A 17,908-nucleotide genomic window follows, 5' to 3' on the forward strand; every position below is an offset into this window, starting at 1 on the left:
ACAGAGGACATGCCCGTGACGACTCCATATTTCCTCAGAACACCGCACTCCCTGTGGGAGCGAGCCTGCTCGCGATGGGATCAGCGCGGTCTGTCTGATGTACCGAGCCGCCCGAATCGCGAGCAGGCTCGCTCCCACATAGGATCACTGTGTGCCGTTGCTTTGGCCGTGAGCCTGGCCGGTTGCGCCGGCCTGCCCGACCAGCGTCTGGCCAATGAAGCCCTCAAGCGCGGCGACACCGCGCTGGCAGCGCAGAACTACCAGCAACTGGCAGACCTGGGTTACAGCGAAGCTCAGGTTGGCCTGGCCGATCTGCAGGTCGACAGCCGTGACCCGGCGCAAATCAAAAAGGCCGAGGCGACTTACCGTGCCGCGGCCAGCGTCTCGCCGCGGGCTCAGGCTCGCCTGGGTCGTCTGCTGGTGGCCAAACCCGGCGCCACCGAAGCCGAACACCACGAAGCCGAAGCGCTGTTGAAGAAAGCCTCGGCCAATGGCGAAGGCAACACCCTGATCCCGCTGGCGATGCTGTACCTGCAATACCCGCACAGTTTCCCGAACGTCAACGCGCAACAGCAGATCAGCCAATGGCGCACCGAAGGCAAACCGGAAGCCGGTCTGGCGCAAGTGCTGCTCTATCGCACCCAGGGCACTTACGACCAGCATCTGGATGACGTGGAAAATATCTGCAAAGCAGCGTTGAACACCACCGACATCTGCTACGTCGAACTGGCCACGGTCTATCAGAAACGCGGCCAGCCAGAGCAACAGGCCGAACTGATCAAGCAGATGCAGGCTGGTCACAGCCGTGGCGTCGTCTCTGCACAACGTGTGGACAGCGTGGCCCGCGTGCTGGGCGATGCAAGCCTGGGCAAGACCGACGAGAAAACCGCTCAGTCGTTGCTCGAAGGCATCGCACCTGGCTACCCGGCGTCCTGGGTCAGCCTCGCGCAATTGCTCTACGACTTCCCGGAACTGGGCGATGTCGACACCATGATGAAGTACCTGGACAACGGCCGCGCCGCTGATCAGCCCCGCGCCGAACTGTTGCTGGGCAAGCTCTACTTCGAAGGAAAAATGGTGCCGGCCGACGCCAAGGTCGCCGAAGAGCACTTCAAGAAAGCCGTTGGCCGTGAAGTCGCCGCCGATTACTACCTCGGCCAGATTTACCGCCGTGGTTACCTGGGCAAGGTCTATCCGCAGAAAGCCCTGGATCACCTGCTGACCGCTGCGCGCAACGGCCAGAACAGCGCCGACTTCGCCATTGCCCAACTGTTCTCCCAAGGTAAGGGCACCCGGCCCGACCCGGTCAACGCTTACGTCTTCAGCCAGCTGGCCAAGGCTCAAGACACCCCGCAAGCCAATGAGCTTGCGCAAACCATCGAAGCACAACTGCCGCCTGAGCGGCTGGCCGAGGCCCAACGCCTGTTGAAACAGGAACAGGCCATTCGTAGCACCGTGAGTCCGGACACGCTGGAACTGCACGCCCTGCAAGAAGAAGACGGCGAGGAATCCCTATGAAGCTCAATCCATTCGTGAAGGCCGGTATTGGCCTGACATTCGCCCTGCTGTGGTCGTGCCCGACCCTGGCGGCCCTGACCGAAGACAAGAATTTCGGCCTCGAAGTCAAAGTTACCGGCCAGTCCGAAGACGACCGTGACCTGGGCACTGCCAGTGGCGGCGACGTTAACGGCGTTGGCCTCGACCTGCGTCCATGGGTATACGGCGAAAGCGGCGCATGGAGCGCCTACGCCATGGGCCAGGCCGTGACGTCCACCGACATCATCGAAACGGACACCCTGCAACAGTCCGACAGCGACGGTACCCAGACCACCGACAACGGTGATCGCAAAACCAAGAAGAACTACCTGGCGATGCGCGAGTTCTGGGTCGGCTACAGCGGCCTCACGCCTTACCCTGGCGAGATCCTCAAGCTCGGTCGCCAACGCCTGCGCAACGACGACGGCCAATGGCGCGACACCAACATCGAAGCCCTGAACTGGACCTTCGACACCACCCTGTTGCGCGCCAACGTCGGTGTCGCCGAACGCTTCAGCGAATACCGCACCGACTTGAAAGAGCTGGCGCCCAAGGACAAGGATCGCCTGCACGTTTTCGGCGACGTTGCCACTCAATGGTCGCCGGGTAACTGGGTCGGCATTCGCGGTCATCACACCCACGATGACGGCAAGCTCGACTACCCGGAGCCGGGCGTGGCTGGCGATTCGCTGGATAAAAAACAGAACGGCGACATCAGCTGGCTCGGCCTTACCGCCGATAGCGATGCCTACAACTGGCGCAACACCAACACCGTCAATTACTGGGGCAGCATCACCGGCATGAGCGGCGACACCGACACGGTCAACCCGCTGAACGCCGATGGCACGCGTCCGACCGAAGCCAAACGCGGTGAAGACCTCAATGGCTGGGCCACCGATATTGGCCTGCGTCTGCGCCTTGATCCGCAGTGGCAAGTCGGTGCGGCCTATGCCCGTGCCAGCGCCGAGTACGAACAGACCGGTCTGGAAAGCAATCGCTCGAACTACACCGGTACACGTTCGCGGGTTCACCGTTTCGGTGAAGCCTTCCGTGGCGAAATGAACAACATGCAGACCGCTACCCTGTTCGGCTCGTGGATGCTCAACGACGAATACGACGCCAGTCTGATCTACCACAAGTTCTGGCGCGTCGACGGCAACAAGCCGGTCGGCAGCAACGGCATCAACGCCGTCGAAAACAACACCGACGACGTGACCGGCGCAATCCTCTCCAGCACCTCCCTGCCGCTGGAAGATGGCAACAAAGACCTCGGTCAGGAAATGGACCTGGTGGTCACCAAGTACTTCAAGCAAGGTCTGTTGCCGGCGGCGTTGAGCCAGTCGATCGATGAGCCTGCGGCTCTGGTGCGGTTCCGTGGCGGTGTGTTCAAGCCCGGCGATGCGTATGGCAAAGAAGTCGACTCGTACATGCACCGCGCGTTTGTCGACGTGGTCTGGCGCTTCTGATGCAAACCGCGAAGGGAGTGCCCGACATGAACAGTGCCAAGAAAGGCTCGATCAGCCTGCTGGCCGGCGCGCTGCTGCTCGCCAGCGCAGCCGCCTTCGCCACCGTCGAACCGGCCAAGCCTGTACAACAGGGTAAGTCGACGACCATAGCCAAGGGATTGCAACAGGCCAAGACCTACACCGTCAGCAGCGCGCCAACCGCGCCGCTGGACTTGGCCAAGCCGAAACTGCCGGACACCTCTGGCTACACCGCCGACGCCATCGCCGCGAAAATCGTGCGCACCAAACCCGGCAAGATCAGCGTGCGCCGGATGATGCAGGAAAACGCCCTGAAGGACTTCATCGGCGGCGACAACAAGATGGCCGAGTGGGTGGTGCGTCAGCACGGTATCCCGCAGGCGATTTTCATCGACGACGGCTACATGAACCTCAAGGATCTGGCCAAGAAAGTACCCAAGCAGTACTTCAGCGAAACTTCACCGGGTGTGTTCCTGGCGAAGCTGCCAATCGTGGTGGGTGAGAAAGGCATCCTGGAAATCGACAAGCAGACACAGGAACTGCGCCTGTCCCAAGAGGGCGGTTCGTTCCTGGTCAACGACGGCCAGTTGTTTGTGCGTGATACCAAAATCACTGGCTGGAGCGAGAAAGCAAACGGCCCGGCGGCCTTCAAGTCGCCCAAGGAATTCCGTCCGTTCCTGCTGTCCTGGGGTGGCACCGAAACCTACATCGCCAACAGCAAGATCGCCAGTTTCGGCTACGCCAACAGTAAGTCCTATGGCGTGAGTATTTCCCAGTACACGCCGAACATGGCCAAGGTGCTCAAGCGCCCTGAACCGTCCGGCTGGATCGTCGGCTCCGAGTTCTCGGACATGTGGTACGGCTTCTACTGCTACGAAACCCGCGACTTCGTGGTCAAGGGCAACACTTACAAAGACAACATCGTCTACGGCATTGACCCCCATGACCGTTCCCACGGTCTGATCATCGCCGACAACACGGTGTACGGGACCAAGAAGAAGCACGGGATCATTATTTCCCGTGAGGTCAACGACAGCTTCATCTTCAACAACCGCAGCTACGACAACAAGCTCTCGGGCCTGGTGATCGACCGTAACAGTGTGAACAACCTGATCGCCTACAACGAGATCTACAAGAACCACACAGACGGCATCACTCTCTACGAGAGTGCTGACAACCTGTTGTGGGGCAACAAGGTGATCAGCAACCGACGCCACGGCATCCGTATTCGTAACAGCGTGAACATTCGCCTGTACGAAAACGTCTCGATGGCCAACGGCCTGACCGGTGTCTACGGGCACATCAAAGACCTGACCGACACCGACCGGGACATCAAGCTCGACCCGTTCGACGCCCAGGTGTCGCTGATCGTGGTGGGTGGTGAACTGGCTGCCAATGGTAGCGGACCACTGTCGATCGACTCGCCGCTGAGCGTGGAGTTGTATCGCGTGTCGATGCTCGCGCCGACCAAATCCAGTGGCATCAGCTTCTCGGGGATCCTCGGCGAGCGCCAGGATGAAATTCTCGACCTGCTGGTGCGCCAGCAGAAAGCCGTGCTGATCGACCCTGTCGAACGCCAGACCGAAATGCGGGACTGAGGATAATTTTATGCACCCACACTTGATCAAATTACTCAGCCTGTCGGCCCTGACCGCGGGCATTCTCGCGGCCAGCACTGGCGTACGTGCCGAAGACGCCAAAGCCCCCAGCTTCAAGGCCGATGATTGCTGCAACCTGTGCCCGGAAGCCCACGACCCGAAGAACTACACCACCCGCTATCAGCAGAACTTCACCACGTTGGTGCAGGCGCAGGGCGATTGGCTGTTCCGTACGCAAGAAGACTTGCGCACCGAGTTCGACACCACACCCGCCGGCTACAAACGCATGAAACAACTGCACGATGCGTTCAAGAGCAAAGGCGTGGAACTGGTCATCGTTTACCAGCCGACCCGTGGCCTGGTGAACCGCAACAAGCTGAACCCGGCCGAGAAGGCGAGCTACGACTTCGACAAGGCGCTGAGGAATTACAAAACCATGCTCGGGCGTTTCGCGCAGATGGGCTACGTGGTCCCGGACCTGTCGCCACTGACCAACGAATCGCTGCCCGACACCTTGCCAGCCCACGACTTCTACTTCCGCGGCGACCAACACTGGACGCCTTATGGCGCCCAACGCACGGCGAAAATCGTCGCCGAGAAAGTCAAGCAATTGCCGGCCTTCGCCGACGTTCCCAAGCGTGAATTCGAGACCCATAAGTCGGGTCGCATGGGCAAGACCGGAACGTTACATAACATGGCTGGTCAACTCTGTGGCACCAGCTACGCGATCCAGTACATGGATCAGTTCACCACCGAGCCGAAAGGCGAAGCGGGCGATGGCGATCTGTTCAGTGATTCCGGCAATCCGGAAATTACCCTGGTCGGCACCAGCCACAGTGGCAAGAACTACAACTTCGCCGGTTTCCTCGAAGAGGCCATCGGCGCCGACATCCTCAACGTGGCATTCCCCGGTGGTGGCCTGGAAGGTTCGATGCTGCAGTACCTGGGCAGTGAAGAGTTCCAGACCAAACCGCCGAAAATCCTCATCTGGGAATTCTCGCCGCTTTATCGCCTCGACCAGGAAACCATCTACCGCCAGATGATGGCGCTGCTGGACAACGGTTGCGAAGGCAAAGATGCACAGATGAGCGCCAGCGCCACGCTGAAGCCGGGCAAAAACGAATTGATGGTCAACAGCAAGAACCTGGACCTGCGCAACAGCAGTCACCAGGTCGATATCCGCTTCGCCGACACCTCGGTGAAAACCTTGCAAGCCACCCTCTGGTACATGAATGGGCGCCACGAGGACATCAAGATCGACAAACCGGAAACCTCCGAAACCGACGGGCGTTTCGCCTTCGAGTTGCGCACGGACGAAGACTGGGCCTCGCAGAATCTGCTGGCCGTCGAAGTCCAGGGACCTGAAAAACCAGGTACCACGCCTCAGAAAGTCGAAGCGAAAATCTGCAAACGCAACGTGTTCTCCGGCGCCGAGCAGCGTACCGCTCAAGCCGGGCAATGAGGCTACCTCTTATGAACTGCATGCAAACCCGAACGCTGAAAAAGTTACTCGCGCCCTCCCTGCTGACGCTGGCGATGTTCGCCGGCGCCACCCAGGCCGCCGCGCCGCTGCGCCCGCCCCAGGGTTACTTTGCGCCCATTGAAAAAGTCAAAACCGGCGACAAGAGCGAAGGCTGCGACGCGATGCCGACGCCCTATACCGGCGCCCTGCAATTTCGCAGTAAATACGAAGGCTCCGACAAGGCCCGTTCGACCCTGAACGAGGCATCGGAAAAAGCCTTCCGCGAGACCACCGCCGACATCACCAAGATCGAGCGCGCCACCAGCAAGCGGGTGATGCAGTTCATGCGTGACGGTCGTCCGGAACAACTGGAATGCACGCTCAACTGGTTGACTGCCTGGGCGAAGGCCGACGCGTTGATGTCCAAGGACTTCAACCACACCGGCAAGTCCATGCGCAAATGGGCCTTGGGCAGCATGGCTTCGTCCTATGTTCGCCTGAAGTTCTCTGACTCGCATCCACTGGCTACCCACCAGGAAGAAGCGCAAGTGATTGAAGCCTGGTTCAGCAAAATGGCGGATCAGGTAGTCAGCGATTGGGACAACCTGCCACTCGAGCAAACCAACAACCACTCGTACTGGGCAGCCTGGTCGGTGATGGCCACGTCGGTCGCCACCAACCGCCGCGACCTGTTCGATTGGGCCGTCAAGGAATACAAGGTCGGCGTCAATCAGGTCGACGCCCAAGGCTTCCTGCCCAACGAGCTCAAGCGCCAGCAACGCGCCCTCGCCTATCACAACTACGCCCTGCCGCCACTGGCGATGATCGCCAGTTTCGCTCAGGTCAACGGTGTCGATTTGCGCCAGGAAAACAACGGCGCCTTGAAACGCCTGGGTGATCGCGTGCTTGCAGGCGTGGAAGACCCGGATCAATTCGAGGAGAAGAACGGTAAAGAGCAGGACATGACCGACCTCAAGGTCGATTCGAAATTCGCCTGGCTCGAACCGTTCTGCTCGCTCTACACCTGCACGCCGGATGTGCTGGCGCAGAAACACAAAATGCAGCCGTTCAAGACCTTCCGCCTCGGCGGGGATTTGACCAAGGTCTACGACCCGGCCAGCGAGAAAGGCAAAAAAGGTTCTTAGGACACACGCAACCCCTGTAGGAGCGAGGCTCGCCCGCGAAGAACGATGACACGGTTCATCAGTTCCACCGCATAACGGCCTTCGCGGGCAAGCCTCGCTCCTACAGGGATCGCGGCGGTTTGAAATGTAATGCAACCACCCAGGATTTTGATGGGGGGTTTGGGGGGGCCTTGGCCCTTGACTGTTGGTTAAACATGGAGAGATCGGGATGGTATTTTCATCCAACGTGTTCCTGTTTCTGTTCTTGCCGATCTTTCTCGGCATGTACTACTTGAGCGGGATACGCTATCGCAACTTGCTGCTGCTGATCGCCAGCTACGTGTTCTACGCCTGGTGGCGTGTGGACTTCCTTGCGCTGTTCGCAGCCGTCACGCTGTGGAACTACTGGATCGGCCTGAAAGTCGGTGCGGCAGGCGTTCGGACCAAACCGGCCCAGCGCTGGCTGCTCCTGGGCGTGGGTGTCGACCTGTGCATCCTCGGCTACTTCAAGTACGCCAACTTCGGCGTGGACAGCATCAACGCGATGATGACCTCGGTCGGTCTGTCGCCGTTCATCCTGACCCACGTGCTGTTGCCGATCGGGATCTCGTTCTACATCTTCGAGTCCATCAGCTACATCATCGACGTCTACCGTGGTGATACCCCGGCGACCCGCAACCTGATCGACTTTGCGGCATTCGTGGCGATCTTCCCGCACTTGATCGCCGGCCCCGTGTTGCGTTTCCGTGACCTGGCCGACCAGTTCAACAACCGCACCCACACCCTCGACAAGTTCTCCGAAGGTGCCACGCGGTTCATGCAGGGTTTCATCAAGAAAGTCTTCATCGCCGACACCCTGGCGGTCGTGGCCGACCATTGCTTCGCCTTGCAGAACCCGACCACGGGCGATGCCTGGCTCGGCGCCCTGGCCTACACCGCGCAGCTGTACTTCGACTTCTCCGGCTACAGCGACATGGCGATTGGTCTGGGCTTGATGATGGGTTTCCGTTTCATGGAAAACTTCAAACAGCCGTACATCAGCCAGTCGATCACCGAGTTCTGGCGTCGCTGGCACATCAGCCTGTCGACCTGGTTGCGTGACTATCTGTACATCACCCTCGGCGGTAACCGTAAAGGCACGCTGATGACCTACCGCAACCTGTTCCTGACCATGCTGCTCGGTGGTCTGTGGCACGGCGCGAACATCACCTACATCGTCTGGGGTGCCTGGCACGGCATGTGGCTGGCGATCGAAAAAGCCCTTGGCCTGAACACTTCGCCGCGCAGCATCAACCCGATCCGTTGGGCGCTGACGTTCCTGCTGGTGGTGATGGGCTGGGTGATCTTCCGCGCAGAAAACCTGCACGTCGCCGGTCGCATGTACGGTGCGATGTTCAGCTTCGGCGAATGGTCGCTGTCGGAACTCAACCAGGCCAGCCTCACCGGTCTGCAAGTGGCAACCCTGGTGGTGGCCTACGTCACCCTGGCGTTCTTCGGCATCCGTGATTTCTACACCAACCGGCCACCGGTCAAGACCAAGCCTGCGGTGAACACCGAAACCGACGGCCCTGCCGCGGCTACGCCAGGAATGATCAAAGCCGTACCGGGCGACAACCCGGACAACATCCACGAACCGGGTTACACCGTCGGCGTTGAAGCGACTGTGCAACCGGCCTACTGGACTGCCGACTGGTCCCGTTACGTGATGCGCGCCCTGGTGCTGCTGCTGTTCATCGCCTCGATTCTCAAACTCTCGGCGCAAAGCTTCTCGCCGTTCCTTTACTTCCAGTTCTGAGGGATCTGACTATGACCCGCTCATTACGCATCTTCTACATCGCCCTGTTCCTGGTGACCTTGCTGGTCCTGGGCGTGTGGTCGGTACGCAGCTTCTTCGGCTTCAGTACCAACGCCGATGCGACCGTGCTCAACGGTCGCTGGACCAAAGCCGTCGAGACGCACTACGACGACGAGTTCCCGATCAAGCGTCTGGGCACCAACCTTTGGGCCGCGCTGGATTTCAAACTGTTCAACGAAGGTCGTCCGGGCGTGGTGCTTGGTCGCGATCAGTGGCTCTACAGCGATGAAGAGTTTCACCCGATCGTCAACGAAGAGTTGAACCTGCAAGGCAACTACGCGCTGGTCGAAGGCGTGCGCCAGGAACTGAAAGAGAAAGGCGTGAAACTGGTGATGGCGATCGTGCCGGCCAAGACTCGCCTGTACCCGGAACACCTGGGTGAAGTGAAACCGGCGAGTATCCACGCCAATCTGTACAAGGACTTCCACGCTCGTGTGGCGGCCACCAAGATCCTCGCTCCCGACCTGCTCGGCCCGCTGCAAAAGGCCAAGCAAGACGGTCAGCAAGTGTTCCTGCGCACCGACACCCACTGGACTCCGGAAGGCGCGCAAGTCGCCGCCCAGACCCTGGCCAAAACCATTGCCGACAAGGCTCCGCTCAGCGGCGAACCGCAAAACTTCATCACCGAACCTGCGGAGAAGGTGACGCACAAGGGCGACCTGCGGTTGTTCCTGCCGCTGGACCCGTTGTTCGAAAACCTGATGCCGGCGCAAGAACCTTTGCAGAAGCGCAACACCGTGGCTGCCCAGGATCAGCCTGCCGGTGACGACGCCCTGTTCGCCAACACTGAAGTGCCAGTGGCCCTGATCGGCACCAGCTACAGCGCCAACCCGAACTGGAACTTCGTCGGTGCGCTGAAAGAAGCGCTGCACAGCGATGTGGTCAATTACGCCGAAGACGGCCATGGCCCGATTCTGCCGATGCTCAGCTACCTGAAAAGCGATGCTTTCAAGAACAGCCCGCCACAAGTGCTGATCTGGGAGTTCCCTGAACGATATCTGCCTGTGAACAACGAAATCGGTGACGCCGACCCGCAGTGGGTCGCAGAGCTTAAACAAGCCGGCGCACGCCAACAAAACGTAGCTGCAAACACTAAATCCGAGACGCCCGACCGGGCGCAAAACTGAAAGAGAGGTACACCATGACTTTCACTACTACTCCTCGCCGTCTCGCTAAGACCTTTGCTCTCGTCGCCGGCATGAGCGTATTGTCCTTGCAGGCCTTCGCCGGCGACGCCGCGCTCTATGGCCCGACCGCACCGAAAGGCTCCAGTTTCGTGCGGGTCTACAACGCCGGTAACGCTGAAGTCAGCGCCACTGTTGGCAGCACCAACCTGAACGAAGTCGCGCCGCTGTCCAGCACCGACTTCAGCTTCATGCCGGGCGGTGATTACAGCGCCAAGGTCGGCAGCCAGAGCCTGTCGGTGAAACTGGCCGGCGACCACTATTACACCCTGGTCAACAACGCCAGCGGCGCGCCGCAACTGATCGAAGAGCCGCCGTTCAAGAACAAACAGAAATCCCTGGTACGCGTGCAGAACCTCAGCGACAAGGCCCTGACCCTGAAAACCGCCGACGGCAAGACCGAGGTGGTCCCGTCCGTGGCGGCCAAGGGCCGTGGCGAGCGTGAAATCAACCCGGTGAAAGTCAGCCTGGCACTGTACGACGGCGCCACCAAAGTCGGCGACGTGAAACCGGTTGCCCTGGAACGAGGCGAAGCCGCGGTGCTGTACGTCACCGGCAGTGGCAGCAGCCTGTCGCCAGTGTGGGTCAAGCGCCCGGTGTCGACGCGCTAACACATTTGCCGGATTGACCCATATCCCTGTGGGAGCGGGCTTGCTCGCGAATACGGTTTCACATTCAACGATGATGTTGGCTGACCCACCGCTTTCGCGAGCAAGCCCGCTCCCACAAGGGACCGAGGCGTCAATTTGGACACGGAACAAGAACAAGAGTGAAACGACAGAACGCAGTAGCTCTAACCAATCGATTTTGAAGGAGTAACAACATGATTCCGGTGATCTTGTCAGGTGGTAGCGGCTCACGTCTTTGGCCGCTTTCGCGCAAGCAATTCCCCAAGCAATTCCTCGCCCTGACCGGCGAACACACGCTGTTCCAGCAAACCCTGGAACGCCTGGTGTTCGAAGGCATGGACACCCCGATCGTGGTCTGCAACAAGGACCATCGCTTCATCGTCAACGAGCAACTGGGCGCCCGCAACCTGGACGTGCAGCGCGTCCTGATGGAACCCTTCGGCCGCAACACCGCGCCGGCCGTGGCCTTGACCGCGATGATGCTGGTCAATGAAGGTCGCGACGAGTTGATGCTGGTGCTGCCGGCCGACCACGTGCTGGAAGACCAGAAAGCCCTGCAACGCGCCCTGGCCCTGGCCACTGTGGCGGCCGAGCGTGGCGAGATGGTGCTGTTCGGCGTGCCGGCGACCAAACCGGAAACCGGTTACGGCTACATCAAATCCACCAACGATGCGCTGCTGCCGGAAGGCGTCAGCCGTGTCTCGCACTTCGTCGAAAAACCCGACGTGAAACGCGCCACCGAATTCGTCCAGTCCGGTGGTTATTTCTGGAACAGCGGCATGTTCCTGTTCCGCGCCAGCCGCTTCCTCGAAGAACTGAAAAAGCACGATCCAGACATCTACGACACCTGCTTGCTGACGCTGGAACGTAGCGCACAGGATGCCGACACCGTCGACATCGACGCCGCCACCTTCGCCTGCTGCCCGGACAATTCCATCGACTATTCGGTGATGGAAAAAACCCAGCGCGCCTGCGTGGTCCCGCTGACCGCAGGCTGGAGCGATGTCGGGTGCTGGTCGTCACTGTGGGAAGTCAATGCAAAAGACGCCAACGGTAACGTCACCAAAGGCGACGTGGTCATCCAGGACAGTAAAAACTGCATGATCCACGGCAACGGCAAACTGGTGTCGGTGATCGGCCTGGAAAACATCGTGGTCGTCGAAACCAAGGACGCCATGATGATCGCCCACAAGGACAAGGTCCAAGGCGTGAAACAGATGGTCAATACCCTCAACGCGCAGGGCCGCAGCGAAACCCAGACCCACTGCGAAGTCTATCGTCCGTGGGGCTCCTACGACTCGGTCGACATGGGCGGCCGCTTCCAGGTCAAGCGCATCTCGGTCAAGCCGGGCGCGTGCCTGTCGCTGCAGATGCACCACCACCGCGCCGAACACTGGATCGTGGTCAGCGGCACTGCTGAAGTGACCTGCGACGAAAACGTGTTCCTGCTCACTGAAAACCAGTCGACCTACATCCCGATCGCCTCGGTTCACCGTCTGCGCAATCCGGGCAAGATTCCACTCGAGATCATCGAAGTGCAATCGGGCAGCTACCTGGGCGAAGACGATATCGAGCGGTTTGAAGATATCTACGGTCGCTCCACCCCGATCGAACGCGGCGTGTCGGTGAAAACCATCGCGCAGTGATTGACCGATAAAAATAAAAAGCCCCCGTCCAGCCCGCTGCGTTCCCTATCCGCAGTGGATTGGGCGGGGGCTTTTTTTGGTTTTTTGTTGCCTCAACTGGCCTCATCGCGAGCAGGCTCGCTCCCACAGGGGATTTGCGTCGTTCACCGAATCAGAGTCCGAACTCGGTCAATGTGGGAGCGAGCCTGCTCGCGATGGGGCCTGACCAGCCGCCGCTGAATGAATGCCCATCGCCAATTCCACCTACGCTTAGGTAGGATGCTCTTTCCCTTCCCGAGGTTTCGCGTCATGTTCATCGGCGTCCTGCTGGTCATCACCTGGCTGATCCTGCTGCTGCGCTACCCGTCCAAAGCCGTGCCGGTGTCCATGGCCGCCGCCTTCGGATTGGGCCTGGTGGCGGTGTGGGTGTTCTGGCTGGACAACCGCGAGATCAAGCAGCTGGCGCGTCTTGAGCTGCGCATCACCTACGCGCCCGAGCACTGCCCGGCGGACCGCCCCTTGAAGCTGACGATGAACAACGGCAACGACGTGCCGCTGACCGAACTGCGCTGGCGCGTCGCCGCTTATGCACCGGGCGATACGGTCAATCTGGCTGACAATCAATACGCTGCGCCGCGTTATCGCGGCCCCGGCGAATTGCAGGCCGGAGGCAATTGGGAAGACTGCTTGCCAATGCCACCTCTGCGCCCCGGTTATCGCCCGCAAACCCTGGAGTTTCGCGCCGAGCGTTTGCAGGGTAGTTTCTCCGACTGATCCCCCCCTATTTTTTGCACAAGGACCGCGCCATGCCCGTTGCGTTGATTACCGGTTGCTCCAGCGGCATTGGCCGCGCCCTCGCCGACACTTTCAAAAGTGCCGGTTACGAAGTCTGGGCCAGCGCCCGCAAGGCAGAAGACGTAGCCGCTCTAACCGCCGCCGGGTTCACTGCCGTGCAACTGGACGTGAACGATGGCCCGGCCCTCGAACAGCTGAGCGAGCGGATCAATCAGCAACGCGGCGGCCTTGATGTGCTGATCAACAACGCCGGCTATGGCGCCATGGGCCCCCTGCTCGATGGCGGTGTGCCGGCCATGCAGCGGCAATTCGAAACCAACGTGTTTGCGATCGTTGGCGTGACTCGCGCGATGTTCCCGGTGCTGCGTCGCGCCAGGGGCCTGGTGGTGAACATCGGCAGCGTGTCCGGGGTTTTGGTCACGCCGTTTGCCGGTGCTTACTGTGCTTCGAAAGCCGCGGTGCATGCCTTGAGCGATGCGTTGCGTATGGAACTCGCGCCGTTCGGCGTGCGGGTCATGGAAGTTCAACCAGGGGCCATCGCCTCCAGCTTCGCCAAGAATGCCGGGCATGAGGCTGAGCAACTGATCACCGAGCAGTCGCCATGGTGGCCGCTGCGTGAAGGTATTCGTGCACGGGCCAAGGCATCTCAGGACAAACCGACGCCGGCCAGTGAATTTTCCGCCGGTTTATTGAAGGCCGTGCAGCAGAATAAACCGCCGCGCCTGGTGCGTTTGGGTAATGGCAGCCGGGCGTTGCCGTTGATGGCGGGGTTGTTACCCAAGGGGTTATTGGAGTCGGGGTTGATGAAGCGGTTCGGGTTGCGTGGGCAACTTTGAGACCGGGTTGACCCCTTCGCGGGCAAGCCTCGCTCCTACGGGTTATGCACCCATTTTGAGAGGGCGCTCATCCTGTAGGAGCGAGGCTTGCCCGCGAAAGCGTCGGAACAGACACCACAGAACCTCAGGAAACAGCATGACCGACTACACCGAATACTTTGACGAAGTGATCCAGGCTCACATAGCCATCGAACAATGGTTGGCCGAGGAACGAGACGAGTCCGAGCTTGAGCAATTGCTGACGCGTTTTTCACCGCAGTTTTCCATGGTCTCACCATTGGGCCGGGTGCTGGATTTCGAGGCGTTGAACGAACTGTTTCTGCTGGCGGGCGGGAAGAAGCTCGGGTTCAGGATTGAGCTCAGCGAGTTGCGAGGTGTCGCGCTGTACGACGGTGGCGCAGTGGTGAGTTACCGCGAGCAGCAGACTGATGCGACGGGCCTGCACTCGGATCGGCGCTCGACCGTGGTGTTTGAAAAACAGGCGTCCGGTCAGGTGCTGTGGCGGCATTTGCACGAGACTTTTGTTACCCATGGTGCACGCTCTGCCGCTTGAGCAAAACTCCAGCCATCCTCGCTACCTGTTAAATCTGACAGTAGACACCCGTCGCATGAGCGGACCAGACTCATTCGGCGGGTGTTCGTATCCATGAAGTCCCTTTGCCCATCAGTCTGTGTACGACCGGTGCGGTGATGTCGATGGAATACCCAACAACCGTTTTCAACCTGGAAAGCGTTGGGCGCCACCATGACTCATCCCACCAAATGGACTTCACTGGACAAAAAAATGAATACATTCAACCGTCAACATGCCGGAGACAGCGATGATACCTTTGGCGACAAAGGAAAGATCTCGCTCTCAAATCTACCTCATATCAATGGCACGGATCGTCAGGTCAAAGGCCTTTGCATACTGGGCTCGGGCAAAATCATCGTCGGTGCCGTCGTGTCCCATGACGACGATCCCGCCACCTTGTACAACTCGGCCTATTACGGGCTGGCACGCCTGAATAAAGATGGACGCTTTGATGAAACATTCGCGGACCAAGGCTTCAGCTACGGAAAATTCAAAGCGCCTTTTGACGCATCAGGCGGGAAGATACTGGAGCAGGACTCAAAAATTTACATGCTGGGCTGGACTCATCTGGACGCAGACTCCGGCGACCCACCACCACACTTGGTAGTTTGCCGATTCACGGAACAGGGTGATCTGGACAAAGACTTCGCAGTGCAAGGCAGGCAGTTTTTTCAAAACCGAACGGGCGAAGTATTCGTGCCCAACTCCAGTAACTGCGCTTTCCAGGGCGACAACATAGTCATCAGCGCGACCTACCGTTCTTCGGGAAGCGAAACAACCCATGGCGTCCTGTATCGAGTGAACCTAAAAGGCCAGTTGGACACCAGTTTCAACAAAACCGGTCGCCTTGATATCAGACTCAATGACACTGACCGTGCGATAGCACTTCATGCCGTGCATATCCAGAATGATGAGAAAATCCTGTTAGCCGGAAGTGTTAAACAATCCGATGGCATGAAGGGGTTCTTTGCTCGCTTCAATAGTGACGGCAGTACTGACAAGACATTCGGCGCTTCCGCAACACCAGGTTCCTACGTGTTGAATGTCAAGGAAGGAGACACCGTTATACAAGGTCTGATTCAGACAACGAATAACGGTTTCATTGGCTTCGGCAATTGTGGGCGCACCGGGAAATTCATGAAGGGGCTGCTGATTAGAATGATGGCTGACGGTGTTCCGGATCATCTGTTCAACTTGGGTAAACCTGTCCTGACTGTGTTTGACGAACAGACCGGGGACAACTGGCAGGCTGGATTTCTGGATGCAGCGGAGAGGATAAATGTCGTCGGCAGTTACAAAAAACTGCATATCGCCCGCTTCCTGAGCAATGGCACTGTTGATAAAGACTTCGGCAACAATGGATACATCGAAGAAGACACAGCGATCTCGACTGAACCTGCGCTTCTACAGCCCCGAAGTGAATCGCAGTTTATTTTTGCCGGCAATACCAGCGGAATCAGTGGTGGACTTGGCATGTTGTGGGCATACCTGAGCTGAAGCTCAAAAACCGACACCCGCCTTCACCGAGGTGAGGGCGAGTCCGGTTCGCAGCTTACAAATCGCTTGCCTGCTTCACCACCACCGTACACGTAATCCCCGCCGCCAACAGCACACCCTCCGGCACTTCATCAATGTGAATCCGCACCGGTACCCGTTGCGCCAGGCGCACCCAGTTAAACGTCGGGTTCACGTCGGCGATCAGCTCGCGGCTTTGCGGGTTGTCACGGTCGTAGATGCCGCGCGAAATGCTTTCCACATGGCCCTTGAGCACTTCACCGCTCATCAACTGCATATCGGCCTTATCGCCCACTCGCACATGCGGCAATTTGGTTTCTTCGAAGAAGCCGTAGACCCAGAACGAGTTCATGTCGACCACGGCCATTTTCGCTTCGCCGATGCGTGCGTAGTCGCCGCGATGGACGTTGAGGTTGGTGACGTAGCCGTCCACCGCCGCACGCACTTCGGTGCGTTTGAGGTTCAGTTCGGCGGCTTCCAGTTGTGCCTGGGCGTGCTGATAATCGGCCAGGGCCGAGTCGGCGATGTTGCTGGCGTCGTCGCGGTTTTCCCTGGAGATCACCAGGTTGTCGAGGTCGGCGCGGCGATGGGCGTTGACCTTGCGCATCTCCCACGTGGCTTTGCGTGAGGCCACCAGTGACTGCGCCTGTTTCACCGCAATGCGGTAATGCTCGGGGTCGATGCGCATCAGCAGATCGCCCTTCTTCACCAACTGGTTGTCACGCACCGGCACGTCCACCACTTCACCGGTAACGTCGGCGGCGACGTTGATGATGTCGGCGCGCACCCGGCCGTCGCGGGTCCAGGGCGTGTTCATGTAATGCTCCCACAGGGTCCGGCCGATCCACAGGGCAAGGGCCAACACCAGCAGGGTCGCGAGCAGGCTGAAAAGCTTTTTCATCAGGGCATTCTCAGGGGTAGAGAGTCAACGGTAAACAGTCAGCGCAAGGGCGCCGAACAGACAAGTAAACAGACTCAGGCGCAGCAGCGCCGGGTGCCAGAAAAAGCGGTACAGATCGAACCCGGACAGGCACCGATCCAGCGCCCAGGCCAGCGCCGCGGCAATGAAAAACATCAGGGTCATGGTCGGCATGTACACGCCGTGGAAGGCAATTTCACGAGGCATGCTCAAGTCCTTGGGGCTTGGTGATGGCGCTAGTTTTTATGTAGCCGGCGAGTGGCGATTGCGGGTCGAGCAGCGAGGTACGGATGAAGTGCAGGTAGCTCTTCACCCGGCGCAAGGCGGAGGTGTCGAAGTGCGGCGCGAAGGGTTCGTCGGTGGCCTGCACGCGGCTGATCGCGTGGTCGACCGCGACCAGGGCACGCTCCAGATTGCTCTGGCCGGGTTGCAGAAACAGTCGCACCAGCGAACGCCCCATCACCCGGATTGACTGACGCCACGGTTGGGATTCGGCATAGGCCGGGTGCACCGGCAAAATCGCCTGTTCCTTGCGCAACTCGATGATCGCGTGGCCGACTTCCAGCACCACGAACATCCAGTGCAGCAAATCCCGTTGCACCTGTGGCTGTCCCGCTGCCAGACCGTAAGCCTGATGCAAAAGATCGCGGGTACGACTTTCGAAACTCGACGCCAGGCCCTTGAGTTTGCCGCTGATGGCATACACCACTTGCCCGCGCAAATCCTGCTCCAGCCGCCGCCACAACCAGCGGCTGGTGGGCGGCAGAATGAT

The 17,908-nt window shown here is 59.4% G+C and carries 16 protein-coding genes; 13 read left to right on the forward strand and 3 right to left on the reverse strand.

The annotated features are described in order from the left end of the window. Positions 1-9: 9 nt before the first annotated feature. The 13 genes from algK (at position 10) to PMI30_RS12790 (ending at position 16,199) form a co-directional block, all read left to right on the forward strand. A complete protein-coding gene (algK, locus tag PMI30_RS12850) occupies positions 10-1,518 on the forward strand; it encodes an alginate biosynthesis TPR repeat lipoprotein AlgK (RefSeq protein WP_443216306.1) in 1,509 nt (502 codons plus the stop codon). Then, positions 1,515-3,002, forward strand: a complete 1,488-nt coding sequence (locus tag PMI30_RS12845; RefSeq protein WP_008010602.1) for an alginate export family protein — start codon at positions 1,515-1,517, stop codon at positions 3,000-3,002. The genes algK and PMI30_RS12845 overlap by 4 nt, the downstream gene beginning before the upstream one ends. 26 nt (positions 3,003-3,028) lie before the next feature. Next, positions 3,029-4,618 (forward strand): mannuronan 5-epimerase AlgG, encoded by a 1,590-nt coding sequence (algG, locus tag PMI30_RS12840; protein WP_008010603.1) that lies wholly within the window; start codon positions 3,029-3,031, stop codon positions 4,616-4,618. Positions 4,619-4,628: 10 nt separating this feature from the next. Beyond that, positions 4,629-6,080, forward strand: a complete 1,452-nt coding sequence (locus PMI30_RS12835; RefSeq protein ID WP_008010605.1) for an alginate O-acetyltransferase — start codon at positions 4,629-4,631, stop codon at positions 6,078-6,080. A gap of 11 nt (positions 6,081-6,091) precedes the next feature. Further along, positions 6,092-7,225 carry a mannuronate-specific alginate lyase gene (locus PMI30_RS12830; RefSeq protein ID WP_008010606.1) on the forward strand — a complete coding sequence of 378 codons (1,134 nt, stop codon included), beginning with the start codon at positions 6,092-6,094 and terminating at the stop codon, positions 7,223-7,225. A gap of 208 nt (positions 7,226-7,433) precedes the next feature. Continuing rightward, positions 7,434-8,999, forward strand: a complete 1,566-nt coding sequence (locus PMI30_RS12825) for an MBOAT family O-acyltransferase (RefSeq protein ID WP_008010608.1) — start codon at positions 7,434-7,436, stop codon at positions 8,997-8,999. A gap of 11 nt (positions 9,000-9,010) precedes the next feature. Next, complete coding sequence (locus tag PMI30_RS12820; RefSeq protein ID WP_008010610.1) at positions 9,011-10,186, forward strand: alginate O-acetyltransferase; 1,176 nt, start codon at positions 9,011-9,013, stop codon at positions 10,184-10,186. A gap of 14 nt (positions 10,187-10,200) precedes the next feature. Beyond that, on the forward strand, positions 10,201-10,854 hold the full coding sequence (locus PMI30_RS12815) for an alginate O-acetyltransferase AlgF (RefSeq protein ID WP_008010612.1): 654 nt from the start codon (positions 10,201-10,203) through the stop codon (positions 10,852-10,854). A 212-nt stretch (positions 10,855-11,066) separates the two neighbouring features. Continuing rightward, complete coding sequence (locus PMI30_RS12810) at positions 11,067-12,518, forward strand: mannose-1-phosphate guanylyltransferase/mannose-6-phosphate isomerase (protein WP_008010614.1); 1,452 nt, start codon at positions 11,067-11,069, stop codon at positions 12,516-12,518. Between the two features lie 288 nt (positions 12,519-12,806). Continuing rightward, a complete protein-coding gene (locus tag PMI30_RS12805; protein ID WP_008010617.1) occupies positions 12,807-13,271 on the forward strand; it encodes a hypothetical protein in 465 nt (154 codons plus the stop codon). Between the two features lie 32 nt (positions 13,272-13,303). After that, positions 13,304-14,128: an SDR family oxidoreductase gene (locus PMI30_RS12800; protein WP_008010619.1), complete on the forward strand. Its 825-nt coding sequence runs from the start codon at positions 13,304-13,306 to the stop codon at positions 14,126-14,128. A 136-nt stretch (positions 14,129-14,264) separates the two neighbouring features. Beyond that, positions 14,265-14,681, forward strand: a complete 417-nt coding sequence (locus tag PMI30_RS12795) for a hypothetical protein (RefSeq protein WP_008010621.1) — start codon at positions 14,265-14,267, stop codon at positions 14,679-14,681. 231 nt (positions 14,682-14,912) lie between these two features. Beyond that, entirely contained in the window at positions 14,913-16,199 is a 1,287-nt protein-coding gene (locus tag PMI30_RS12790; RefSeq protein WP_008010622.1) for a delta-60 repeat domain-containing protein, read from the forward strand. Between the two features lie 55 nt (positions 16,200-16,254). Here PMI30_RS12790 and PMI30_RS12785 read toward each other — a convergent pair whose 3' ends face one another. From PMI30_RS12785 to PMI30_RS12775, 3 genes are all read right to left on the reverse strand, one after another. Then, on the reverse strand, positions 16,255-17,118 hold the full coding sequence (locus PMI30_RS12785; RefSeq protein ID WP_008010623.1) for an efflux RND transporter periplasmic adaptor subunit: 864 nt from the start codon (positions 17,116-17,118) through the stop codon (positions 16,255-16,257). Between the two features lie 24 nt (positions 17,119-17,142). Further along, positions 17,143-17,343 (reverse strand): DUF1656 domain-containing protein, encoded by a 201-nt coding sequence (locus PMI30_RS12780; RefSeq protein WP_008010624.1) that lies wholly within the window; start codon positions 17,341-17,343, stop codon positions 17,143-17,145. Beyond that, positions 17,333-17,908 (reverse strand): FUSC family protein (locus PMI30_RS12775; protein WP_032835578.1); only part of this gene is annotated, 576 nt, incomplete at its 5' end. The genes PMI30_RS12780 and PMI30_RS12775, both read right to left, overlap by 11 nt.

The organism is Pseudomonas sp. GM50 (assembly GCF_000282375.1).
GTDB lineage: Bacteria > Pseudomonadota > Gammaproteobacteria > Pseudomonadales > Pseudomonadaceae > Aquipseudomonas.

Excerpts from the sequence above, each read along its gene's own strand:
- algK (WP_443216306.1), top strand. The coding sequence starts at position 10 with ATGCCCGTGACGACTCCATATTTCCTCAGAACACCGCACTCCCTGTGG.
- PMI30_RS12845 (WP_008010602.1), top strand. The coding sequence starts at position 1,515 with ATGAAGCTCAATCCATTCGTGAAGGCCGGTATTGGCCTGACATTCGCC.
- algG (WP_008010603.1), top strand. The coding sequence starts at position 3,029 with ATGAACAGTGCCAAGAAAGGCTCGATCAGCCTGCTGGCCGGCGCGCTG.
- PMI30_RS12835 (WP_008010605.1), top strand. The coding sequence starts at position 4,629 with ATGCACCCACACTTGATCAAATTACTCAGCCTGTCGGCCCTGACCGCG.
- PMI30_RS12830 (WP_008010606.1), top strand. The coding sequence starts at position 6,092 with ATGAACTGCATGCAAACCCGAACGCTGAAAAAGTTACTCGCGCCCTCC.
- PMI30_RS12825 (WP_008010608.1), top strand. The coding sequence starts at position 7,434 with ATGGTATTTTCATCCAACGTGTTCCTGTTTCTGTTCTTGCCGATCTTT.
- PMI30_RS12820 (WP_008010610.1), top strand. The coding sequence starts at position 9,011 with ATGACCCGCTCATTACGCATCTTCTACATCGCCCTGTTCCTGGTGACC.
- PMI30_RS12815 (WP_008010612.1), top strand. The coding sequence starts at position 10,201 with ATGACTTTCACTACTACTCCTCGCCGTCTCGCTAAGACCTTTGCTCTC.
- PMI30_RS12810 (WP_008010614.1), top strand. The coding sequence starts at position 11,067 with ATGATTCCGGTGATCTTGTCAGGTGGTAGCGGCTCACGTCTTTGGCCG.
- PMI30_RS12805 (WP_008010617.1), top strand. The coding sequence starts at position 12,807 with ATGTTCATCGGCGTCCTGCTGGTCATCACCTGGCTGATCCTGCTGCTG.
- PMI30_RS12800 (WP_008010619.1), top strand. The coding sequence starts at position 13,304 with ATGCCCGTTGCGTTGATTACCGGTTGCTCCAGCGGCATTGGCCGCGCC.
- PMI30_RS12795 (WP_008010621.1), top strand. The coding sequence starts at position 14,265 with ATGACCGACTACACCGAATACTTTGACGAAGTGATCCAGGCTCACATA.
- PMI30_RS12790 (WP_008010622.1), top strand. The coding sequence starts at position 14,913 with ATGAATACATTCAACCGTCAACATGCCGGAGACAGCGATGATACCTTT.
- PMI30_RS12785 (WP_008010623.1), bottom strand. The coding sequence starts at position 17,118 with ATGAAAAAGCTTTTCAGCCTGCTCGCGACCCTGCTGGTGTTGGCCCTT.
- PMI30_RS12780 (WP_008010624.1), bottom strand. The coding sequence starts at position 17,343 with ATGCCTCGTGAAATTGCCTTCCACGGCGTGTACATGCCGACCATGACC.